The organism is Defluviitoga sp., assembly GCF_035349255.1.
Classification (GTDB): Bacteria; Thermotogota; Thermotogae; order Petrotogales; family Petrotogaceae; genus Defluviitoga.
In genome coordinates, this window is sequence record NZ_DAOPSE010000001.1 from 24,623 (window position 1) to 48,089 (window position 23,467).

At 30.3% G+C, this 23,467-nt stretch carries 21 protein-coding genes; 14 read left to right on the forward strand and 7 right to left on the reverse strand.

Going from position 1 to position 23,467, the window contains the following annotated elements; translation table 11 throughout:
- Nucleotides 1-4: 4 nt before the first annotated feature.
- From PKN74_RS00115 to thiI, 5 genes are all read right to left on the reverse strand, one after another.
- The gene (locus tag PKN74_RS00115) at nt 5-2,401 is read right to left on the reverse strand and encodes an esterase/lipase family protein (protein WP_472307347.1); all 2,397 of its coding nucleotides are present in this window, start codon (nt 2,399-2,401) and stop codon (nt 5-7) included.
- A gap of 5 nt (nt 2,402-2,406) precedes the next feature.
- Nucleotides 2,407-3,273, reverse strand: coding sequence for a polyprenyl synthetase family protein (locus PKN74_RS00120; protein WP_472307349.1), 867 nt, complete (start codon nt 3,271-3,273; stop codon nt 2,407-2,409).
- Nucleotides 3,274-3,312: 39 nt separating this feature from the next.
- On the reverse strand, nt 3,313-3,849 hold the full coding sequence (locus tag PKN74_RS00125; protein ID WP_472307351.1) for a bifunctional nuclease family protein: 537 nt from the start codon (nt 3,847-3,849) through the stop codon (nt 3,313-3,315).
- Nucleotides 3,850-3,925: 76 nt separating this feature from the next.
- Nucleotides 3,926-4,690: a lysophospholipid acyltransferase family protein gene (locus PKN74_RS00130; RefSeq protein WP_472307353.1), complete on the reverse strand. Its 765-nt coding sequence runs from the start codon at nt 4,688-4,690 to the stop codon at nt 3,926-3,928.
- A complete protein-coding gene (gene thiI, locus PKN74_RS00135; protein WP_472307355.1) occupies nt 4,687-5,916 on the reverse strand; it encodes a tRNA uracil 4-sulfurtransferase ThiI in 1,230 nt (409 codons plus the stop codon). Before thiI ends, PKN74_RS00130 begins: the two co-directional genes overlap by 4 nt.
- A gap of 487 nt (nt 5,917-6,403) precedes the next feature.
- On the opposite strand from thiI, the gene PKN74_RS00140 reads away from it, so the two are divergent.
- The 14 genes from PKN74_RS00140 (at nt 6,404) to PKN74_RS00205 (ending at nt 20,978) form a co-directional block, all read left to right on the forward strand.
- Complete coding sequence (locus tag PKN74_RS00140; protein WP_472307357.1) at nt 6,404-6,985, forward strand: TetR/AcrR family transcriptional regulator; 582 nt, start codon at nt 6,404-6,406, stop codon at nt 6,983-6,985.
- 94 nt (nt 6,986-7,079) lie between these two features.
- The gene (locus tag PKN74_RS00145; RefSeq protein ID WP_472307359.1) at nt 7,080-8,525 is read left to right on the forward strand and encodes a radical SAM/SPASM domain-containing protein; all 1,446 of its coding nucleotides are present in this window, start codon (nt 7,080-7,082) and stop codon (nt 8,523-8,525) included.
- Between the two features lie 232 nt (nt 8,526-8,757).
- Entirely contained in the window at nt 8,758-10,068 is a 1,311-nt protein-coding gene (gene mtaB / locus PKN74_RS00150; protein WP_472307361.1) for a tRNA (N(6)-L-threonylcarbamoyladenosine(37)-C(2))-methylthiotransferase MtaB, read from the forward strand.
- Nucleotides 10,058-10,873 carry an aminotransferase class IV gene (locus tag PKN74_RS00155; protein ID WP_472307363.1) on the forward strand — a complete coding sequence of 272 codons (816 nt, stop codon included), beginning with the start codon at nt 10,058-10,060 and terminating at the stop codon, nt 10,871-10,873. The genes mtaB and PKN74_RS00155 overlap by 11 nt, the downstream gene beginning before the upstream one ends.
- Before the next feature lie 39 nt (nt 10,874-10,912).
- On the forward strand, nt 10,913-11,200 hold the full coding sequence (locus PKN74_RS00160) for a DciA family protein (RefSeq protein ID WP_472307365.1): 288 nt from the start codon (nt 10,913-10,915) through the stop codon (nt 11,198-11,200).
- A 23-nt stretch (nt 11,201-11,223) separates the two neighbouring features.
- Nucleotides 11,224-13,155 (forward strand): DNA gyrase/topoisomerase IV subunit B, encoded by a 1,932-nt coding sequence (locus PKN74_RS00165; RefSeq protein ID WP_472307367.1) that lies wholly within the window; start codon nt 11,224-11,226, stop codon nt 13,153-13,155.
- Nucleotides 13,156-13,355: 200 nt separating this feature from the next.
- The gene (locus PKN74_RS00170; RefSeq protein WP_472307369.1) at nt 13,356-13,652 is read left to right on the forward strand and encodes a hypothetical protein; all 297 of its coding nucleotides are present in this window, start codon (nt 13,356-13,358) and stop codon (nt 13,650-13,652) included.
- A 1-nt stretch (nt 13,653) separates the two neighbouring features.
- On the forward strand, nt 13,654-14,964 hold the full coding sequence (locus PKN74_RS00175; protein ID WP_472307371.1) for a cell division protein FtsA: 1,311 nt from the start codon (nt 13,654-13,656) through the stop codon (nt 14,962-14,964).
- Entirely contained in the window at nt 14,954-16,078 is a 1,125-nt protein-coding gene (gene ftsZ, locus PKN74_RS00180; protein ID WP_472307373.1) for a cell division protein FtsZ, read from the forward strand. The genes PKN74_RS00175 and ftsZ overlap by 11 nt, the downstream gene beginning before the upstream one ends.
- The gene (locus tag PKN74_RS00185) at nt 16,044-17,198 is read left to right on the forward strand and encodes an ATPase, T2SS/T4P/T4SS family (protein ID WP_472307375.1); all 1,155 of its coding nucleotides are present in this window, start codon (nt 16,044-16,046) and stop codon (nt 17,196-17,198) included. The genes ftsZ and PKN74_RS00185 overlap by 35 nt, the downstream gene beginning before the upstream one ends.
- 36 nt (nt 17,199-17,234) lie before the next feature.
- Entirely contained in the window at nt 17,235-18,446 is a 1,212-nt protein-coding gene (locus PKN74_RS00190) for a hypothetical protein (protein WP_472307377.1), read from the forward strand.
- A 20-nt stretch (nt 18,447-18,466) separates the two neighbouring features.
- Nucleotides 18,467-19,366 carry a DUF5685 family protein gene (locus tag PKN74_RS00195; RefSeq protein ID WP_472307379.1) on the forward strand — a complete coding sequence of 300 codons (900 nt, stop codon included), beginning with the start codon at nt 18,467-18,469 and terminating at the stop codon, nt 19,364-19,366.
- 86 nt (nt 19,367-19,452) lie between these two features.
- Complete coding sequence (locus PKN74_RS00200) at nt 19,453-20,022, forward strand: hypothetical protein (protein WP_472307381.1); 570 nt, start codon at nt 19,453-19,455, stop codon at nt 20,020-20,022.
- Entirely contained in the window at nt 20,019-20,978 is a 960-nt protein-coding gene (locus PKN74_RS00205; RefSeq protein WP_472307383.1) for a P1 family peptidase, read from the forward strand. Before PKN74_RS00200 ends, PKN74_RS00205 begins: the two co-directional genes overlap by 4 nt.
- Before the next feature lie 41 nt (nt 20,979-21,019).
- Here PKN74_RS00205 and PKN74_RS00210 read toward each other — a convergent pair whose 3' ends face one another.
- Nucleotides 21,020-21,223 (reverse strand): heavy-metal-associated domain-containing protein, encoded by a 204-nt coding sequence (locus PKN74_RS00210; protein ID WP_472307385.1) that lies wholly within the window; start codon nt 21,221-21,223, stop codon nt 21,020-21,022.
- Entirely contained in the window at nt 21,207-23,459 is a 2,253-nt protein-coding gene (locus PKN74_RS00215) for a heavy metal translocating P-type ATPase (RefSeq protein WP_472307387.1), read from the reverse strand. Before PKN74_RS00215 ends, PKN74_RS00210 begins: the two co-directional genes overlap by 17 nt.
- Nucleotides 23,460-23,467: the final 8 nt, after the last annotated feature.

Consider the following 23,467-nt stretch of genomic DNA (forward strand, 5'->3'; position numbering starts at 1 on the left):
TTTCCTATAAGTAATATTTGTATATTTCGTAATTTTCTGTATCATTTATTTCAGAAATTATCCATACCTCTAAATTATTTTTAATGGCAAAATCTTTGATATTTAAATTCAATCTTTGATAAATTCCCGGAAAAGTTTTATCTCTTAATTCATAATACGTAACATGATTATTGTCAAAAACATATAATTTTCCTTTGCAAATTTGCATTCCAAGCCTACCTATATCCTCCCTACCGATTACCTGAACATCATAAGTTGAAGAATCGAAAAATAGTAGTTTATAATCAGAAGTAAGAATATAATAATGTGAGTTATCTTTTTCGTATTCAACAATCTTTCCAAAACTCTCATTTATCGATCTTTGTACTTCTAATAAATTAAAAATTTCATTTAATTTATTGTTTTCAATCTTAGTAATCTTATCTTCAAGAACCACGTATACATCTTTACCATAACTTTTTAACTTAACAAAGTTTACCCCACTTGAGATTTCTTTTTCATTCAGATAAACTATACAATTGTCCAATGAATACTCTATACTCAAAAACCCTAAATCGGGGATATAATACATCTCATTACCTTTTTTAGGGATACTATCGATTTTTTTAATTACTTTAGAATCTTTATCAATAGTAAAAACTCCATTTATAGTTGTAACATAATAAATATCGTTGTAGACTATTCCCCCTAAAACTCGTTCATTTAAAATTTTGTTTAGTTCTCTATCATAAACTCCTGTGGGGCTTTCAAATAAAACATTATCAGCAAATAATATAATCTTTAACCTTTCATTTTTTATATTGCCTATCTTCACAGGATCTTTTAAAATTTTGTTTTCTCGGTAAGAAGAAGGTAACTTAAATATAGATGCCTTTTTAATTTCTTTTTTTACTTCTTGAACAGAGCTTACTTTTTTTTCTAATTCATATTGATATTCTATAAAATCATCATCTTGAAATGGTTTTATAGTTAAAGTTATTAAAGATTCATCAAGAAAGTCTTTTATTTTATTTAAAACATCTTGATCAAGGTAAATGTCGTAAAAACACTTATTTGCATAATAAACTTCATTAACACCTTCTATAATAGCGCTATCTATACTTACTACCCCATCACCGTCACCATTTTTAAATTCAGGATATATTTGAGAAATAACTTTATTGTTGATGTTTTCTTTAATGTTCGAATTAGTTCCTGCTACTACTAAATACTTAATATCGGCTCTTCTGCTAAAACTATTAGCTTTGTTTAAAAAATTGGAATTAGGAATAATATCATTGTAATAAGAATTTATTAAATCTAAATAGAAGGCAGATTCAGATGCTATAGTAGCAATGGTAGCTTTTTCAATCCCCAGCATTTTACTTAGTAAACTCTCATCTTTCCCCCATATTAAGTTTAAAAAAAGAGGATTAGCAAGGTTTGTTCCTTTATTGGGAGTTGAAATAAGTACTAGATTTTTAACATTTTTTATTTCAGGATCGGATTCAAGTGCATATTTTACTATTAAACCTCCTATCCCATGAGCAATAACATCAAACTTCCTGTTAGGAAATCTTTTTAATTCTTGCGCAAATTTTCTACTTTCATATTCTACGTAACTATTGATTCCCGTTCTATCAACAAAAGCATTAAAAGAATCAACATAATTTTTGCTCCTTGTAGAAGTCAAAGGATAATTGTACTTCCATATAGTTCTTGTCGGAAATAATGAAGACCAGATCGAGTAATCATAAATTTTGTCAGATACATTGACTAACTTTCCTAGGAAGTTAAGATCACTTCCAGGTACCAAAATTATATCGGGTTCAGTTGATGGGGTTGACTCTTTCATTATTTTTAATCCATATGAAGCTTCTTCGGGATTATCTAGCACTAAACCAATGTACTTGATTTTTGAAAGTTGGAATGTTTCTGCTTCTATATAATATTGATTGGCTAAGTTTATAATCTTAGAACCCGTAAAATCAGAAATAACAAAAGGCTCATCGTTCGTGGCGTAAACTAAAGAATAATGTACAAAATTGTCTCCATAATACATGTTGGAGGGGATTTTGTATTTTACCGTGAGAGGTAAGAGGGAGGATTCTTTTGAATCATCCGAAAATCCAATTTTATAAATATCACCATAAAAATTCCTATATGATTTAAGTTCTTTATATTCTTGTGAATCTTTAGAAAGAGGAGTTATTGTTAAACTTTTTTTTGAAGAATAGGCATTTTGTGGTATTATTATTTCTAAATCTCTTTTCAATTTTGTGCTCTCAACTGACTTTTGAGTAATATTTAGTGTGATTAAATAGTAAACAAACAGCGCTGTCAAAAAAATCGTTACTAACAAGAAAAACTTTTTCCATTTCTTCATATTATTGATATTGGAAAGAAGATTTTGGTTTTTCAAAAAATCTACCTACTTTCAAGAATATTCCTTATTCCCAACAACTTTTTTACTACAGCAGAATAACTTTTCTGGTTAAGATCTTTAATAACTTTTTCATAATAATTATCGGCTACTATTTTTACTTCTTTAAAATTTAATTTATTCAAAAGAGTTTTTTTATTTATGTCTTTTCGAGTATCTTTCCCTAACTCCTCTTGAGATTTTAATCGATCCTTTAAGTCGTCAAAAATTTGAAACGCTATTCCAAAATCTATTCCAATCTCATGCATTCTTTCACCTAACAGATTTTCTCCTACCATGAAAAAAGGTGCGGAAAATGACAAGCCAAATATTGCACCAGTTTTTTTTGCATACATATCTAAAATGTCTTCAATTTCAACTTCTATATCTTCTTTTTCGAAAATAAGATCTTTCATTTCTCCTTCAAACATCTTCAAAGTGTCTTCTATAAAATATTTTGTTAATACCATTTTATTTTCGATTTTTAAGTTATTTAGTTCCATTACTATCTTTAATGGCAAGATAAATCCATAATCTCCTGCAAGTATGGCTTTATGCTCTCCAAATCTAATATGATTTGTCAAAACACCTCTTCTATAGTGAGCGTTATCTAGAGCAGGTAAATCATCATGAATCAGAGAGGAAGAATGTAGTATTTCAATGGCTATCCCTACTTTTATCAATTCTTCATCTGATACCCTTACCTCTTTCCCAAAATTGTAGATAAACCAAGGCCTGAGCCTTTTTCCTCCGCTTCTTACACTGTAACTTAAAGCTTCTTTCAAACTTTCTTCCATTTCAATTTCTTCAAAAAATTTGATTAGGTGTTTATCAAATTCTTTTTTAAATTCGTCTAAATTATTATCATCCATTCTTAGAGCCCCTTATATTTTGTCTTTTTTGGGAAAACCTTATTCATTATCATTGTCATCATCTTCAAAATTTTCAAATCTTTTTCTTAATTCATCAATATCAAAATTCTCAATTTCTTTTCTAATATCCTTTTTTTCTTCATCGCTTTCTTCAAAATTTAAATCATAAAACAGCGAAGAATCTATTGAATGATCACGAACTATTTGATCATCAACAAAGATTGGGATATTCTCTTTTAAGGCAATTATAATACAGTCGGAAGGTCTTGCATCAATTTTAATTTCTTTAGAATTCTTATCTTTTAAAACTAACTTAGCATAAAAAATATCTTTTTTGAATTTATCGATTAAAACTTTCACAGTTTTTGCCTCTAAACTCTGAATTACACTAAGAAGTAGATCATGGGTTAAAGGTCTTTCAAAGTCTTCTTTTCTCAATATTAAGGCTAATACCCCTGCCTCACAAGGTCCTATCCATATGGGAAGTACCAAACTTGAATCTTCGATTCTTAAAAAAACAATAGGAGAATTGCTAATTTTGTCTATTCCCATCGATACATTACTTACTTCTTTCATAATTCCCGCCTCCAAATTTTTTCTAAGTTTCAGCTATTAAACTAGAAACATCTGAAGAAAATTTTAAAAGACGTTTCTAACCAGCTCTTACCAAAGTATCCTGATTTATTGTTTGACTAATTACATTCTGTACATACTTTCTTAATTCTTCTTCACTTGAAAATTTCTTTGGTTCAATGACCTCATGAATGTATAACTTAACTTTTCCAGGTTTGATCAAAATACTTCCCTTTTTGTTCATATTTATAGTGCCGTCTATGGTAACTGGTAAAATTTTGATGTTATATCTATATGGCACAAGTAAGGAACCCTTTTTAAACTCATGAACTTTTCCGTCTTCACTTCTGGTACCTTCAGGAAACACAGTAATTACATCACCTGTTTGAGTAATCTTGGCAAAATTTTTTAACGCTATTGCTCCACTTGTTGGACTGTCTCTGTCAATCAATATAGAACCTAGTTTTTTTATAAAAGTTCCAAGGAGAGGAATTTTGGAAAGTTCCTTTTTTGCAATAAATCCACTGGGATAAACATATCCTAAGATTAAAGGTATATCAAAAATACTTTGATGATTCGACACTATAACAAATGGTCCTTCTTCTGGAATATTTTCTTTTCCATAAACAGTTACTTCGCTCCATAAAAAACTAAAAGTAGCCCTACCAAACCAAGAGACAACTTCTCTTATGTATCTTCGAGAAGCTTCTTCTCCTTTACGTTTTTCTAAAATTTTAGCCTTTATTAAAACATAACTTCCATAGAAAATAACTACTCCTACAAAACCTAAAAATAACCATATTGAAAAAATTATTCCTTTAATTGCCTGCCAAATTTTTTTCATAAAACCCCACCCTTCAGAATTTTAAAGACGTCTATTTCTTCTATGTTCCCATTTTTGATTTCAAACTTTTTAGACTCCTGTAGTGCTTCTTCCTCTAATTCACTAATTTGTGGAAGAGCAGTTTCTATTTTCTTTATTTTGTTTAGTTGTGTTTTGGTTGCAGGGTTTTTAGGTACAAAAATGCTACATGAGTCTTCATAGGGCAATATCGATGTTTCGTACAGGCCAAAATTCTTTGATATCTTTATAGTTTCATTTTTCGTAAAGCCTATCAGCGGTCTAAAAATCACTTTTTGTGTACTTTCAGAAATTGTTAATATATTTTCAACAGTTTGAGAAGCCACTTGACCCAAACTTTCTCCAGTAATCAAAACCTTCGTATCAGTTATATCAGAAACTTTTTGTGCTATTCTCATCATCGATCTTCTTTGAAGAACAACCGAAAATTGATTTTCTTCCAAATTTTTAAATAACATTTGAATTTTCGTCAAAGGTACAACATACAGGTGAAAAGGAAAAGGTGTATATTCAGATATAATAGCGCCTATTTTGATGATTTTATCCAGCGATTTCGGTCCTGTAAAAGGTGGACTATAGAAATTAACAGCATTAATCACCATTCCTCTCCTTAACATAAGCAAGGAAGCCACAGGGCTATCGATCCCACCAGACAGAAGTATCGTCCCAGTTGAAGAAACACCGACTGGCAAACCTGCAGCTCCTTTAATACGATCTTTAAATAAGTATACTCCTTCAGGTCTTATATCTATTTCAAGGTTAATATCAGGGTGCGTTAAATCAACTGTTAACTGTGGAAGTTTCGACAGTACAAATTCTCCTATTTCACCAGCAATTTCCGGACTTTTCATTGGAAAAGATTTATCTGCTCTATTAACTGATATTCTAAATGACTTTGTCGAATTAACATCATCGTTAAGTGATTCCGCAACTAATTTATATGCTTCTTCTTTCATTTTTTCAAAATCTTTATCTATTTTTTTTGCAACTGAAAAAGAACTTATACCAAAAATTTTTTTTAAATTTTCTAAATCTCTGTTATTGAATGAATATTTTGGTAATAAATATATTCTATTTCCCACAATCTTACATGAAAAAAGATCTTTAAATTTACTTTCTATATTAAATTTAAGCTGCTTCATAAAAAGAATTTTATTTTTGCTTTTTAAACCAATTTCATCAACTCTAACTATGACGATATTATCCAAAATTTTTCCTCCTCAATTTATCAATTATTACATACAATAAAAACTCAAAAACTTATGTTTTGAAAATCATTATTTCTAATCTGTGATCAACACATTTTTTATGAACGCTTTGAAATTCTAAATTCTTAATCAATCTTTCAGGCGTTTAGAATGCTTCCAAAAAAATAATACTATGCTAATTAATTATACCATAAGTAACTTCTGTAGAATATATCTTTGAATTATGTATTCATAAGGCGTTAAGAGAAGTTAAAAATTCGTTGATTTTTTTAAATTATAGTTGATTTTTAGTTAATAAATAAATAAAAATGAACGCTTATGATTGAACAAATATGTTTATGCCTGTAATACCTTTTAATAAAGCATTTTTTGGCAAAGAATGAATGAACGTAACAAATCAGATTTCTTTAGTCATATTTGCAAAATAAGTTATTATGGTGTATAATAATTATTGACTGAACGGTCAGTCAAAGAATGAGGTGGTATCATGGCTAATACAATGAAAACATTAGATAAAATCGAAAAGAAAAAATACATAGCTGAAAAAACGTTAGAATTGATTAGTAAAAAGGGCTTAGCTAATTTTACGATGGAAGATGTAGCAGTCGCTTGCAATGTTTCAAAGGGTTCCTTGTACAACTATTTCAAAAATAAAAACGCTTTAATAATTGCTGCCTTTAGTGCCCTTATGGAAAAAATGTTGAGTTTTTTCGAAGAAAAAATATCTGAGCCCGAATCTGATAGTTTAGAGAAAAGTGCTGAAATTTATACCCAAATCTATTCAGAGATTTTGTCAAGCTTTCCTTCAGGTGATCTATTAAGACTATTAGAAATATTATTGAACTCAACACATGATCCGTCTATGATGCAAACTTTAACAAAAACATTCAAAGAATATTATAATAAAATTCTAAGTAACTTTGAAAAAATATTCAAATCAAAATCAAGTGCTTTGATGCTCCAGGCAATGTTCGACGGATTAGTAATCTATAAGGCATTTGGCGTAGAAATCTCTGATGAAGAAATAGAGGAAAACGTAAGAAAAATAGTGCTTTGCCTTGCTAAGTAAGTCTAAATAACGTTTTTTGATCATTGGTAATTTTATACTTGTTGTATTTTCCGGTGAATGTTTTACAATTCAAAAAATTCGGAGGTGTGTAAGAATGGCGGTTATTGATTCTATGAAAAATATGATGTTAAGACAAAGCTCCAAAATAGTTTCAAGTGTTGTTAGAAGGGCAGATATAGATAAGCTTGCCACCCTTTTCTGGACTTTATCAAAATTATCTAAAGAACCTGCCAAAAGTGGATTAAGAAAATTAGCAGAAGGAGCAGAAAATCATGACCCAATGTTAATGTATTGGTCGGAACTTTTTAAAAGGTCTGAGCCAAAAGTCGTAGAAAAAATAATAAATAATTTAATCATTAATGAGTTCGCTGTCGGTGAAAAGGTAAGACAAGAATTAATGCATGAACATAAAATTGTATTGCCAAAACTCGGTGTTATTTCTCCAACTTATGCATGTAACTTAAGGTGTGTTGGATGTTATGCAGCTCTATATGGTCATAAATATATGTTATCAAAAGAGGAAATGTTTGACGTTATCAAACAATTCAATGATCTAGGCATTTATTTCTTTATCATAACCGGTGGCGAGCCTTTTGTCTATCCATACCTTTTTGATGTACTAGAACATTTCAAAGATTCCTTCTTTTTAATTTACACTAACGGTACACTTGTAACAGAAGAAAATGCCAAAAAAATGGCTGAATTAGGAAATTCAACACTTGCTATATCGATCGAAGGATTCGAAGAAATGACCGATTGGAGAAGAGGAAAAGGCGTCTTTGACCAAGTGAAAAAAGCTTGGGAAATACTCACAAAATATAAATTGATATATGGGGCTTCTGTCACTGCAACACGAAAAAATCACGATGCTATTATGAGCGACGAGTTTTGGGACTTCCTGCAAGAAAATAACGTAAGTTATGTATGGGTATTTCAATTTATGCCCGTCGGTGCAGATGCCTCAATGGATTTAGTCCCAACTCCTGAACAAAGATACGAGAGATTTTATAAAGCTGAAGAACTTAGATTGAGTGGAAAATTCGCATTTGTAGCTGACTTTTGGAACCATGGATTCTTAACAAATGGCTGTTTAGCTGCCGGAGCAAATTATCTACACATAAACGCCAAAGGCTATGTTGAACCATGTGTGTTCCAGCAATTTGCAGTAGATAACATTAGAGAAAAAAGTTTGATAGAAATTTTGAAATCTCCTTTCTTTGAAGCATACAAAAGAACAATTCCATATTCGGATAATCTTTTCAGACCTTGTCCAATAATAGATAATCCTAAAGTTTTCAGAGCTATGATTAAAAAATATAATGCAATCCCACAACATCCAGGAAGTGAAAGAACTATTAACGAATTAGCTCCAGAATTAGATCAACTTGCCGAAGAATGGAAAAAATATGCAGATAAGCTATGGTATGAAGATGGATATTCTGAAAGATATCCCTCTAAACGAGGTGTTTACAACTATGAAACAAGAATGCGAAGATACGCTGAAAATGAAGAAAAATTAGCCATAGATAAAAAGGCATAGAAAGGCATAGTGTTTTTATAACATTTTAAATAATTCACGAAGTAACGGGTTCTTAGAACCCGTTATTTTAATTTATTATTCAATAATAATTAGCTTTAATATGATATAATATTAAAGGCAAAATATAATTGATTCTAAGTTAGAAATAGATTTAAAAAATAAATATTTGTTCATTTTTTTAAAAAAATTAAAAAAGACTCCAAGTGTATCATAAATCGGAGGAATTTGGTAAATGAAAAAGAAATTATCAATAATTACGTTCGGCTGTAAAATGAACCAAGCCGAATCTCAATATATATATGAAAAATTTTCAGAAGAGTTTGAGATCCTTTTTGAAGAAAAAGATGGAAAAAGTGATATTTATATACTCAATACATGCGCAGTTACTTCCGAAGCCGAAAGAAAAGTACGTCAAACTATTCGAAGAATAAAAAAATCAAGGAACAACTCAAAAATTATAGCTATAGGTTGTTATTCTAATTCAAATCCTATAGAGTTAAAAGAAATTGGCGCAGATTTAGTCCTTGGAAATTCGGAGAAAAAAGATATTGAAAAATATTTTGATAAGGAAGGAATATATGCCGATGAATTATTTTGGTTAAAAAACGACCAAAAAATTTTGGTTCCCAAAGAAGCATATGACAATAGAACCAGGTTCTTTTTACCCATTGAAGAAGGTTGTAACAATGGATGCACTTTTTGCAAAATACGAATGCTTCGAGGAACAAAAACATCGAGCTTGTCTCAAAAAGAGATAATAAATAAGATTGATGAATTGATTAAGAAAGGATATAAGGAAATTGTTTTAACAGGAACAAATTTAACGCGTTATGGTTCTGATAATTTAGAATCTTTTGAAGATTTGCTGAAGGCAATCGGCAAAAATTTTGAAGACAAAGAAATTAGAATTAGGTTGACTTCATTATATCCAGACGATGTAACTGACAATTTAGCATTTTTACTCAATAATTATTCTATATTCGAAAAACATTTACATTTGTCTATTCAGCACTTTTCAGACAGAATTTTGAAATTAATGCGGAGAAATTATAATAGAAAAGACATTTATAATTCTATTGAAAAATTAAGAAAGATGGATCAAAATTTTGCTATTACTTGTGATTTAATTGTTGGTTTTCCAAGTGAAAACGAAGAAGATTTAAAAATAATGTTTGATTCTGTTAGAGATCTTAAAATATTAAAAGTTCATGGTTTTAGATTTTCAGCAAGAGAGGGAACTCTTGCTTTTAAAATGGACCATCAAATTCCAGGGAGTGAAAAGAAGAATAGAATTATTGAACTTATAAAAAATTCACAAATTTCTAGAAGAGAGTATTTATCTCGATTAATTAATTCTGAAACCACAGTTTTAATAGAAGAGAAAAATAATAATCATTTACTTGGTTATGATGAATATTATATTCCTCATAAAATAAAATTAGAGTTTAAAAATTGTTCTTCAGATTTAAGGAGTACATTTCTTAAATCTAAAATTATTTCTATCTCTGAAGGAAGTGAAGGGGTGATATCTATTGTTTTATAATGGTAATGAATGGGTTGAATATCCTTTAGTAAGCGCAGATGACGAGGGTTTTGTTAATGGTTATTTAGTTTATGAAGTTATTAGAACATATTCTGGTATACCGTATCGATTGAAAAGCCATTATTATAGGCTTAAAAAATCAGCTAACTTTATGGGGTTTGATGTTCCATCACTAGAGAAGATAAACTTAGTTTTAGAACAAGCAAAAAAAATACATAATTATGACGAATATAAGTTTAAGATTTATGTAACCCCTTTCACTTCGAGTTATAAGACCTTTTACTGTTTCGTAGAAGAATTAAAAGAAGATATTGACATAATTGAAGAAGGGGTTGTAGTTAATATTGCTAGAGAAAGGAAACCTCATTCTTCTATAATACCATATTATGTAAAAACTCCCTTAAACAATTCGGTTAAGTTCATTCATAAGAAATATGATTATTATTATGAATCAATTATATTGAATGAATTTGGTTACGTGGCTGAAGGAACATTTTCAAATATATTTTATGTGAGTAGCGGTGTATTAATTACACCACATCTATCTACAGGAATAATAGCTGGAATTACAAGAACCAGTGTTATAGAGTTGGCCCGTTACTTATCCATGGAAATAGAGGAAAAACCTAATGTTGAGGCATGGGAACTACTATCTGCTGATGAGATTTTTCTTTGCCATACTTCAAAAGGTATAGTTCCTGTAAGAAGAATATTCCCAGACTTCACTTATACTGTGCCAGGGGTAGTAACAGAGGCTTTGTTATCTAACTGGAAAGATTTTATTACTAAAACTCTTGATGAGTAATAATGATTTTAAAAATCAGTAAATTTAGGTTGTTTAAAAATGGAAGAAAGATTTGAAGAGGTTCTAAAAAGATTATCATTCAAAAATCCATCTTTAAAAAAAATATATATTGTTTCAAAAATACGAAACGAAGTCAAAAAATGGCTGCCTGAAGATTTAGCAGAAGAAGTTCATGTGGTTAATTATATAATAAGTGAAAAAACATTATTGTTAGCTTGTTCCAATAATTTTGTGAAACAAGAAATAGTCTTTAGAGAAAACGAAATTTTGAAAAAATTAAATCTTTTTTTTGGAACCGATGAAATAAAAAAAATTAAATTAGTTTGAAGTAACAATTTGGAGGTGCTTTAATGATAGAAAAAGAAAAAGACTATTCTGAAGAACAGATAAAAGTTTTAAAAGGGCTAGAAGCAGTAAGATTAAGGCCGGGTATGTATATTGGTTCAACTGGAAAATCTGGCCTTAATCATTTAGTATATGAAATAATTGATAATTCAATAGATGAACATATAAATGGTTATTGTAATTTAATTCGAGTTACAATCAACGAGGACAATTCTGTCGAAGTTGAAGATAATGGTAGAGGAATACCTGTAGGTATACATCCTATTGAGAAAAAAAATACATTGGAATTAGTAATGACTTCTCTTCATTCAGGAGGTAAGTTTGACAAAAAGGCCTATAAGGTTAGTGGAGGGCTACATGGCGTAGGTGCATCTGTAGTAAATGCCCTATCTGAATACTTCGAGGTAAAGGTATACAGAGACGGAAAAATTTATTATCAAAGATATTCACGAGGTATTCCTCAAACAGAAGTTTTGGTTCTTGGAGAAACTGATAGGACAGGAACTTATATTAAATTTTTGCCAGACAAAGAAATTTTTGATGATGGCGATGTGGTTGTTGAATCAAGGTTGATCGAAAATAGACTAAGAGAAATTGCTTTTTTAAATCCCAATCTTAAAATTATTTTTGAAGATAAAAAAAGAGGTTACAAAGAAGAATTCCACTTTGAAGGTGGATTAGAAGAGTTTATCAATTACGTACTTAAAAAAAGAAAGAAAGAACCTGTTGCTAAACCTATTTATCTATCAGGATCTTACTTGTATATGGAAAATGAACCTGAAATTCAGGTTGAAATCGAACTTGTTTATACACAATCTGAAGATAGTGAAATTATATCCTTTGTAAATAATATTAGAACAATAGATGGAGGAGAACATGAGTCGGGGTTTAAGCAGGCCCTAACACGATTATCTAACGAATTTGCTCGAAAATATGGTGTTTTAAAAGAAAATGATGAAAATTTTAGCGGTGAAGATGTTAGGGAAGGTTTAATAGCTATTATACATGTAAAAATGTCAGAGCCTGTTTTTGAAGGTCAAACGAAAGGGAGACTTGGGTCAAAGGCTGCTCGTGAGGCTGTTAATCAAATTACTAGTGAAAAACTATCTTTATATTATGACGCCAATCCAAAAGAAGCAAAAAAAATTCTTGAAAGAATAAATTTTGCCTTTAAAAAAAGAATTGCAGCTAAAAAGGCAAGAGAAAACATAAAAAGAAAAACGATATTTGAGAGTACTACTCTGCCTGGTAAATTAGCGGATTGTGTATCTAAAAACCTTGAAGAATCGGAACTCTTTATAGTTGAAGGAGACTCTGCTGGAGGAAATGCTAAACAAGCTAGAGATAGATATTACCAGGCAATATTACCTCTAAGAGGAAAAATACTTAATGTTGAAAAAGCTGATTTATTAAAACTACTAAAAAATGAACAAATATCCAACATCATCACAGCTATAGGTACGGGAATAGGTGATGAATTTGACATATCCAAGTTAAGATATGGTAAAATAATTATAATGACGGATGCCGACGTCGATGGAGCTCATATTCGCACCTTAATTTTAACCTTTTTCTACCGATATATGCGTCCTCTTATCGAAGAAGGTCATGTATACATAGCTCAACCACCTTTATACAGATTTGAGGTAGGAAACGAACATTTCTATGCTTATTCAGAAGAAGAGTTAGAAAGACTCAAGGAAACATATGCAAATAGAAAGTGGAGAATTCAAAGATATAAAGGATTAGGAGAAATGAATCCCGATCAATTAAGAGAAACAACAATGGACAAAAATACAAGGAAACTTGTTCAAATTAAAATAGAAGATTTAGAAGCTTCCAACGAAATAATTGAAATACTTATGGGAGATGATCCAGCTATTAGGAGAGAATTTATTGAAAATAACGCATATAAGGTGAAAGAGCTAGATGTTTAATGAAATCAAAAAAAATAACATTACATTTTTTTTATTTTTTTCTTACAGGTTTAGTTTATTTTCATATATTTTATAGTTTTTTTGTGTATAATAATAAACTGATAAGCCAAACTTTTGTCGTTAACATTGATAAAAGTGTTTATTATATCTCATTTAATAATAGATATATTTATTTTGATATTTTTGATAATGTCACATGCGTGAGTGATATTGAATATCCAAAGTTCATAAAAGTAGTTTTTAGCAGTGAAGAAGAAAACAGACAAAAAGAATTAGATTTCGTGAAAAGTTTTTTTTGGATTCCTCAAATTATCAGTATAAATTTTCCTAAAAAACAAATCTTTTGCTATAATAATGTTATACTAAATTATTACGATTTAGGAGAAATAATGGTTTTTTTTGAAACTCATAAAACTGAATTTCTACAAGATTTAAAGGCTGGTGAATATTTTTTAATGGGGCAATCTGTTTTTAATATTCATGATCGGGGGCTTTGATATGGCAAAAAATTTCTTAATGGGAATAGATATAGGTAGTTTTTTACTAAAAGGAATACTTTTCGAAGTTGATGAAGAAGGGTATATAAGACCTATTTCATATGCAACTTTGCCTGTTGAAGGTATTATCAACGGCGAGATTCAGGACATGGAATCATTAAGGAGAACCCTTCTAACACTAATTGAGTTCCTTAAACAACAATCACAAAGAAAGGTAAAAAATGTTGAAATAATCGTTGGATACTCTACAAACAATCTACACATTACTCAAGAAAACTTTACTATTGAGTTCAGCAAAAGAACTGAAATTAGAGAAAGAGAATTGCAAAACATCAAAAAAAACATAACTAAAAAGTACATCGAGGAAGGTAAAATTATATTAGATTCATCTTTTGTAAAATTTATGATAGATAATAAAACTGTCAAAAATCCCGTTTCATTTTATGCAGAAAATTCTCTAACAACATCATTGAATATTGTATGGGTCGATGAAAATTCTTTTTCTCTACTCATTAATGTTCTTAAGGATGTTATTCCTTCTTCTCAAATACCACTTTACGATTCTACTTTGTCTGCTAGTTATGCAACCACAACACCTAACGATAGAAATGTAGGTATAACAGTAATTGATCTAGGATATAATGCTTCAAGATCTATCATTTTTAAAGATGGCATTCCTAAACTTTTTTACTCATTTCCTTATGGCACAAAATATGTCTTAAAAGACATCTCGAATGTGTTAAAGGTGTCTGAAAAAGAAGCTCATAGATTATTAGTCGAAGAAGGTTCTTGTTTGAGAGATACAAGAACTATAAAAAAAGTTGAATTTCAACCAATAACAGGAACAGGAATGTCTTATACATCTCTTGGACTTTTAAATAAAATAATTTATGCTAGAGTGAGAGAAATTATAAGCAGACTAAACGGAGAGCTGTCAAAAATTAGCTACGAAAAAACTCATGAAATAGGTGCTCTGCAAGGTGGTATAGTATTAACTGGAGGAGGTTCAAAAATAAAAAATATAGATCAAACTATTAAAGAGCTTATGGGTGAAAATTTTAGAAAAAGCTCATTAATTTTACATGATTACTTTAGAGATGTCCCTGAAGAGATAAGGAAAGATTCTTCATTTCTCCCAGTTTTTGGAATCGTAGACAGGTATAGACTCGATCTAATGGAAGAAAGTTTTTACGAAAGATCAAGGGAGTCTTTCTCTACAGAATCTCCTCAAAAATCTAAATCATCTGCGAAAGAGGGTACATTTAAAACGTTTATTAAAAAGATAACTGGGGGTGAAGAGGATGCCTTTTGAAATTGAAGAAATTGATAGACAAAAGAAATTATTCACAAAAAAGAGCACGTATAAAATAAAAGTAATTGGAGTAGGTGGAGCAGGTAACAACGCTATTCAACGAATGGTTAAAAAAGGGATTAGAGATGTAGATTTGATTTCCGCAAATACTGATGTGCAAGTGCTAGAAAACAATGATGCTCCTATTAAAATCCAATTAGGAAAGGAATTAACTCGAGGATTAGGAGCAGGAGGAGATCCGGAAATTGGAAGAAAGGCTGCGTTGGAAAGCTTGGAGGAGATAAGAGATATATTACAAGATACCGATCTTTTATTCATAACAGCTGGTTTAGGGGGTGGAACAGGTACTGGTGCTGTTCCTGTTGTTGCGGAACTAGCAACCCAAATGGGTATTTTAACTGTAGCCATAGTTACTACGCCCTTTCATTTCGAAGGTTCTACGAAAGAAAGAATTGCTTTAAAAGGATTTCATGAAACCAAACGTTATGTAGATAGTTTAATAAAAATATCAAATGATAAACTTATCGATAACGATGAAGATATCCCGATCGATAAGGCTTTTGAAAAAGCTGATGAAGTATTACTCCAAGCAATCACTGGAATCTCTGACTTAATTACTAAACCAGGCATGATCAATCTTGACTTCGCCGATGTAGCTGCAGTTTTAAAAATAAAAGGTTCAGCAATGCTGGGAATTGGTCTAGGAAAAGGTGAAAAAAGAGCTGAAGAGGCTATTAAAAATGCTTTAAATAGCAAAATATTAGAAGATCCTGTAAGAAATGCCACAGCAGCACTTGTTAATATTTCTGGAAAAAATCCTACCACTCAAGATGTTCGAATAATAAATGAAATACTTCGTTCTTATGCGGTTGATGATGCAAAATTAAAAATGGGTATTACTATTGATGACAAACTACCCGATGATTTAATAAAAGTTACTATAATTGCTTCTGGATATGATAAACTTCCGGGAGAAGAAAATTATATTGACTTGTATGAACAACCGGCACTTTACAGACATTTTGGCAGAGGAATTGTTGAGGAAGAAATAGAAAAATTAAATAAGTATTTAAAAGATCATGCAGAAGAAGCGATTATCGAACAATCTAAATAGTAAAAAAAACCAATATGACAAAAATATATTTAATATTTACAATTTATATAACAAAACTGAAAATAATTTTGTAGCATCAGAGGATTTGTTAGGTAAGTTTTTTTACAAATATGATGATGAAAACATTACAGACTTTCATTTTGAACCTAACAGTAACAACGTTTGTGTTAAAACTAGATATTGTGGAAATTTAGTAGATTTGAACCCTATGAGTTTGTACGAATACGATATATTTTTGAATAAACTGCTTATTAACTGCGGTTTTGACATAATAAAAGATTTTGAAAATATAGATGGTTCCTTTTCTTTTGAGAATACCAATTTTAGAGTTTCATTTGTTAAATCTTCTCTTGGCATTAGTTGTGTACTAAGAAAACTCAAAAATATAAATGATATCAGAGTTGAAATGGATCCGATAATAATTTCAAACATTGAAAAAATGATGCGTGAAAAATCAAAGGTACTTATTTTTTCTGGACCGACAGGTTCTGGTAAAACTACAACGATGCAATATGTAGTTAACAAATTTAAAAACAAAAGAAAGGTTCATAGTATCGAAAATCCTATAGAATATATTAATCCTGATATAATACAGGTAGTTTCTAAAGATGACGGGGAGAAAATCAATATATTAAAGTACATTTTAAGACAGGATCCAGACATAATAGTGGTAGGAGAGATTAGAGAAAAAATGTTTGCAAAACTATTATTTGAATCAGCAGTCACCGGACACTTGGTCTTTTCAACAATTCATACAAAAAATGTCTTTTTAATTTTTCAGCGCTTAAAAATGCTTGGTATAGAAGTAAAAAATATCTCTGAAAGCCTAGATTTTTTATTGAATCAACGTTTAATACCAAAAAAATGTGTAAATTGTAAGGGAACAGGATGTGAAGCTTGCTACGGTACTGGCAAAAGAGGTTATTTAACCATATTTGAAGGATTGTTAGTTTCAAATGAGCTGAAAAGAGATATCTCTTTAAACAAAAGTATTTCTTTCATTAAAGAGAAATATAAAAACTCAGAAAATTACTTAGATCCCTCAATTAAACTCAGGGAGTTTTTAGACAACAATTTAATTAATGACGAAGAATACTACGTCAATTTTCATTCTTTTTAAGTTAATATAAAATATATAGGAAAGTAGGTAACTTAATTGACTTACTTTTCAAGAAGTCCTGAAGAATGGAAGAAGTACGATGAAGAAAGAAAAAAAGAAAGAGACAAAAAAAACAAGCCAAAAAAAATGGTGGCAAAATACACTTTATTCATTATAATAGCTTTGTCGATTGTTGCTGTTTTTTTTACTTTATTCGGCCCCCGATTTTCAAGGTTTATTTTTTCTCATAGTGTAACCAAGAAAGGAATTAATTTAAATTTACAAACTCAAGATGATTACTATTATCCTGAAGCAGTTAAGATAAAAATCTACATACAAAATACTAAAAATAAAAAAGATTATATAAAAATTGAGGATTTTACTTTCCAAATTGTAAAAATCTCAGATTCGCAGGTTATTCATCATTTCTCATCACCTGAAACTGTTGAAGCTCAAATTCAACCTCTTCAAACGTTGCTACTTTTTGATTTATCAAAAGAATCAGAAATAAAAGCTTTACCTGACGGAAAATATCAAGCAACTGCTTCCTTTTTGTATAATGGAGAGAGAATAAATCTTACGAGAGATTTTTATTATAATCAGAGACTAGTACTTAATACCTATCCTAAGGAAATGTTTTATTTAAAAAACGAATTCCCAGTCTTTTCAATCGTCGCAGTGAATAGAACCAATAAAACAATAACTGATGAACTTTTTGGTAGAATAAAGATCAATGACAAGAAAAAGGAAGTACATGAGCAAAGTTTCTTTTTTGGTCCTCTAAATTTAAAATCTTTAGATAGTATTGCCTTTGAACTACCTTTAAATAAAAATTTTGAGCCGGGTATTTATAATTCAGTTTTTGAATTTGAATCAACTGAGGAGAATTACTATGCTCCTTTGATTGTTGTTGAAAAAATAGAAAAAGATACAAAAGACCTTTCTCTCATTTTTTATACTACAGTTTTTATTTCCAGAGGAGATCCCTTATACTTTGAAGCAAACCTTAAAAATTCTAAGAAGAAGCCCAGACCTTTAGAAATTGAAAAACTGGGATTTAGACTTTACTACGAAAATCAATTGATTTTTAATTACGAAAATAATGATGCATTTAGAATATATATATCAGAATTGGGTACAACAAAAGTATTTAATTTATCAGATGTTCGCTACATTACCCTCGATCGAAGTGGAAATTATCAAGTCGAGTTTAGTGTCACTATAGGAAATAACACTTTATCGAAACAGCAACAATTAAGTGTATATTGAAAATTAAGAGGTTAAACTTTATGTATGGATACATTTCCATTTACTTTCAGCCAACTGATGAGGAATTAAAATCTTATCTTTATTACTATTGTGGGTTATGTCACTCTTTAAAAGGCGATTTGGGAGTTATATACAGACCTTTTATAATAAGAGAAGTTGTTTTTTTTATGATGCTTCAAAATCCAATCAGTTCGGTAGAAAAGTTCAAATGTCCTTTCGCAACTTTTAAAACAAGATACAAACCCAAAACTATAGATTTTATAAAACCATATTCATTTCTCAATTTATTAATTATTTATGGAAAAATGTTGGATTTCAAATACGAGAATGCGCATGTTCCTCAAAAAATGATTAACAATTTCAGAGAAAAACTCTCATCTTTTTTTGATGCACCTTTTATAGAAGAATTTGAAAGCTACATACAGTTGCAACAAAGAGTAGAGCAACTATCTCTGGACTTAGATGAGTACGCCAAACCTTCTATAAAAATAATGGAATTGTTATTTCAAAAATTTTTCTCTGATAGTTATTTGGACGTAATTCCGATAATTATAGCATATTTAGTTTATATGTTAGACAGCATTTACGATTTTGAAAGAGATATTAAAAGAAAAAAATTTAATGCTATATCTCAAGCTTTCAATGTGAATAATATTCTAAATTTGGAAAAGGATCAAAAGGAAAGATTGCTATTTACTTATGATCTATGTGCAAAAGAGCTCATAGAAAAAATTGATTTTTTTGCAGAATATAATAATCACCTGAGTAAAAAAATAGCCTCTTTTTCTTTAATTTATCACAGAGAGAAAATAACTCACATACTAAATGGAGGAAAATCTCATGAACAACCAAAAAATTATTCAAAATTACCTAAAACAAGGCGACTTCAAAAACCTGTTTTTAAATTACCAAAACAATAATGATCTTAAAAATGACATTGATAAATTTAGGGCTGGATACTATAAAAAAGAAGCTTCAGGTTGCGGAGGATGTCTTCAATGTTTAGGTGCCACTGTTTGTATTGACACTATTTGTGAATGCTTTGGCGGGGACTTTTGTCGCTGGTTTTAAATATTTAACTATGAAGAATCTTTATAAATTAAACCCTCTTGTTCAAACCTCATTGCTAGTTGTTATTTTTTATCTCATTTTCATATTTGCGAAATTTTTAGGGATAGCTCCCAACGTTGTCAGTATATTATTACCTTTTGGAACGTTTTTCTTGAATCGTTGGTATACAGGAATTTTCTCTATTGCTCTTTTTATTTTAATTATAATTAGCGGATTTGTAATTGAAGGAATTGGAATCTTTTTACTTTTTATGCTTCCAGTTTTGATATATAAAAGTTTTAATAGAAAGTTTTTAAAACATATATTAATAACTATTGTAGGTGTATTTTCATTTTCTTTAATGTACTGTTCTTTTGGTAACCTTTTACCGGAATTTCTTTTAAAAAATAATTTAATGTGGATATTCTTTCTTTCGTATATAATTTTTGCTAATTTCTACGGTTTTTTACTAAATAAGTTGAAAGATGAAATAGCCAATCTTATAAAAAGGATGAAAATTAAATGAATTACACTATAACTGATGTTCCTGGAATCAAAGTTGGTCACTATACTGATTTACAGGCTGTAACAGGTTGCACAGTAATTTTAGCTGAAAGCGGAGCTATTGCTGGAGCTTGTGTAAGCGGATCAGCTCCCGGAACTAGAGAAACCGATTTATTGAAACCAGGCAATTTAGTTCAGCAAGTTCATGCAATCCTTTTAACAGGAGGAAGTGCTTATGGTCTAGATGCTGCAAGCGGAGTTATGGAATACCTTGAAGAAAAACATATTGGATTTCAAACGGATACGATAAAAATTCCTATTGTTCCTGCTGCAGTTATTTACGATTTAGATATTGGAAATCCTTATGTTCGCCCTACGAAAGAGTCTGGCTACATCGCTTCAAAAAATGCAACAGATCAAGAAGTAATACAGGGCAATGTTGGAGCTGGAACTGGTGCCATGATAGGCAAAGGAGCAGGTAAGATTTTTTCCATGAAAGGTGGTATTGGAAGTTATTCCATAGAAGTTGGTAAGGGAATAATTGTTGGAGCTATCGCTGTTGTTAATTCAAGTGGTGACGTTTATGAAAATGGAAACATCATAGCTGGAGCTATTGATGAAAATAATAATTTTCTTAACATATATGAACTAATGAAAAAAAGAGCATTTAAACCAAACTTGTGGGAAAATACAACTTTATCTGTAATTGCAACAAATGCAAGGTTGACAAAAGAGTGGGCTAACAAAATTGCTCAAATTGCAAATGATGGATTCGCTAGAGCTATAAAACCCGTTCATTCATTATTCGATGGAGACACGATTTTTTGCTTATCTACAGGAACTATAGACGTTGACTTTTTCGAAATTTCATTGATCGCAGAAATTGCTGCTGAGGTAGTTGAGAAATCCATAATTAACGCTGTTAAACATGCTAAGAAAATTGATAATTGTCTAAGTTATTCTGACTTATTCTTATAATACATCAAAAAAGGCAAAAATTTTCGCCTTTTTTAACTTATTTAACTACTGAGCTTTGCAGTATAACCCGCTTCATTCAATAATTCAATAATTTTTTTAGGAGATTCTTCAGTTTCAACTTCAACCTTTTTATTGTTTAAATCTACCTTATAATCGGAGACTATGTTCGATGATTTAAGTTGTTTTTCTATAACTGTCTTGCAATGATTGCAAGACATATCAGGAACATCAAAGATATATTTCATGGTTATCCCTCTTTTTTTGTAATTTTTTTTCAATAGTAGTAGAGTTTAAAATAACATTTATGGAACTTATAAACATAGCTATTTCTGATATTACTGGGTGCATAATTCCCATCATAGCCAAAGGAATCATAATTACATTATAAAAAAATGCCCAGAAAAGATTTTGTTTTATCTTTTGAAAAGTTATCTTTGAAATTTCTATAGCGTCTATTATTTTAGATATTTCACCTTGAATTATTATTATATCTGCACTTTCTATTGCAAGATCCGTACCAGTACCAATAGCTACCCCAATCTCTGATGCTTTTAATGCAGCTGCATCGTTTATTCCGTCTCCTACCATACAAACTCTTTTTCCTTCAATTTGATACTTTCTAACTATACCAACCTTTTCACTTGGACTAACATTCGCCCAGAATTCATCTACTCCAACTTGTTCTGCCACAATTCTGGCAGTAACTTCATTATCTCCAGTAACAAGAATCGGCTTAATGTTCATATTTTTTAATTCATAAATTGTATTTATAGCATTGGGCTTTATTTTATCTGCAATTCTTATATATCCTCTTAAATGATCGTTTATCGAAACTTCAACTATCGTCTCGCCCAGTTGCAAAAATTTTTGATATCTACTAAAATCTTTCGGTTTTCCAATAAAATATGAATCGCCTCTATATGTCCCAAAAATCCCTAATCCAGAAATTTCTTCTACTTCTTCCAAATTTATATTTTCAATATTTTTGAGTTGATAATTATTTTTTACATACTCAATTATAGAATTGGCTAATGGATGAGTTGAATTCTCTTCTATATTTGCAACTACCATCAAGGTTTCTTCATCCAAATTATGCCAAACGACACTTGGGCGACCTTCTGTGATAGTACCAGTTTTGTCAAACAATACAACATCGATATTTTTAGCCATTTGGATAGCTTCTCCATTTTTAATTATCAATCCTCTCTTTGCAGCTGCACCACTAGCTGACAAAAGTGCCATAGGGGTAGCTAACCCTAATGCACAAGGACAAGCAATTACTAAGGTGGCAATAAAAGAAAATAAGGCTGTCGAAAAAGGACCGGCATCGACAAGAACCCAAGGTAAAATATTTGACATCCTTACCAAAAATGGTTGAAATGTTTCGTAATTAAAAAACCGAAAAAATCCACTCAAAAAAGCTAGTGAAAAAACGATAGGTATGAAATAAATCGTAATTCTATCTGCAAATGCTTGAATAGGAACTTTTGAAGATTGAGCTTCTTCTATTAATTTTATCATTTGGTTTATAAATAGATCTTCTCCTATCTTTTGAACTTCTACTTTGAGAACTCCAGATTCAATAATGGTTCCACTGATCACCTGATCTCCAACTGTTTTGAACACGGGTAATGATTCGCCTGTCACCATGGACTCATCAATAGTGGCTTTTCCTTCTATAATGACGCCATCAACAGGGACCTTTTCACCCTTTCTTATCAATATCTTATCTCCAATTTTTACCGCATCAACTGGTAGCTCTACTATCTCATTATCAATTAACACATTAGCTTTTTCTACTTTCAAAGCTATTAAAGCTTGGATATCTTTTGAAGCCTTATATTTCATTCTAGATTCAATGTACTTGCCTAAGATATTTAAAGTTACTAGCATAGCAGAAATACTACCAAAAGATTGTATTTTTATTTCAAATATTACTAAGATAGTCGTAAACCATGAAGATAAGGCTCCTATTGAAACCAAAGTGTCCATGTTAGTATGAAAATGGGATAAAGCAATCCACGCACTTTTTAATGTTTTTCTACCAGGATAAAAGAGTACAATTCCTCCTCCAACTAGTTCGATAAAGACCATGTATGGAATATGAAAACCACTCATATGAAAAATCATAATTATCATCAATGGAATAGTAATAATTAAAGAAATAATTAGATCTTTCTTTGCTTCTTTAAATCGTTTTTCTATTAAATTTTCTGTTGGTGTTTCTCTAGATACTTTATAACCTATACCTTCCACCGCTTTTTCTATATCCTCAATTGTAACTTTTTCATCCGCAATTACTATCGCCTTTTCAGTAGCAAGGTTTACCGAAACATACTTCACCCCATCTATATTTTTTATAGCTCTTTCTACATTCCTGACACATGAAGCACATGTCATTCCTTGTACACTAAAGCTAATTTCTTTTTCTTGGAATGTAGATACTGAATTTTGTATAGATGTATTAATTTGTGATTTCATAATACAAC

Coding starts and splice junctions, on each gene's coding strand:
- PKN74_RS00205 (WP_472307383.1), top strand. CDS start 20,019: ATGAATTACACTATAACTGATGTTCCTGGAATCAAAGTTGGTCACTAT.
- PKN74_RS00140 (WP_472307357.1), top strand. CDS start 6,404: ATGGCTAATACAATGAAAACATTAGATAAAATCGAAAAGAAAAAATAC.
- mtaB (WP_472307361.1), top strand. CDS start 8,758: ATGAAAAAGAAATTATCAATAATTACGTTCGGCTGTAAAATGAACCAA.
- ftsZ (WP_472307373.1), top strand. CDS start 14,954: ATGCCTTTTGAAATTGAAGAAATTGATAGACAAAAGAAATTATTCACA.
- PKN74_RS00145 (WP_472307359.1), top strand. CDS start 7,080: ATGGCGGTTATTGATTCTATGAAAAATATGATGTTAAGACAAAGCTCC.
- PKN74_RS00120 (WP_472307349.1), bottom strand. CDS start 3,273: ATGGATGATAATAATTTAGACGAATTTAAAAAAGAATTTGATAAACAC.
- PKN74_RS00165 (WP_472307367.1), top strand. CDS start 11,224: ATGATAGAAAAAGAAAAAGACTATTCTGAAGAACAGATAAAAGTTTTA.
- PKN74_RS00215 (WP_472307387.1), bottom strand. CDS start 23,459: ATGAAATCACAAATTAATACATCTATACAAAATTCAGTATCTACATTC.
- PKN74_RS00175 (WP_472307371.1), top strand. CDS start 13,654: ATGGCAAAAAATTTCTTAATGGGAATAGATATAGGTAGTTTTTTACTA.
- PKN74_RS00185 (WP_472307375.1), top strand. CDS start 16,044: ATGCAGAAGAAGCGATTATCGAACAATCTAAATAGTAAAAAAAACCAA.
- PKN74_RS00195 (WP_472307379.1), top strand. CDS start 18,467: ATGTATGGATACATTTCCATTTACTTTCAGCCAACTGATGAGGAATTA.
- PKN74_RS00125 (WP_472307351.1), bottom strand. CDS start 3,849: ATGAAAGAAGTAAGTAATGTATCGATGGGAATAGACAAAATTAGCAAT.
- PKN74_RS00210 (WP_472307385.1), bottom strand. CDS start 21,223: ATGAAATATATCTTTGATGTTCCTGATATGTCTTGCAATCATTGCAAG.
- PKN74_RS00160 (WP_472307365.1), top strand. CDS start 10,913: ATGGAAGAAAGATTTGAAGAGGTTCTAAAAAGATTATCATTCAAAAAT.
- PKN74_RS00130 (WP_472307353.1), bottom strand. CDS start 4,690: ATGAAAAAAATTTGGCAGGCAATTAAAGGAATAATTTTTTCAATATGG.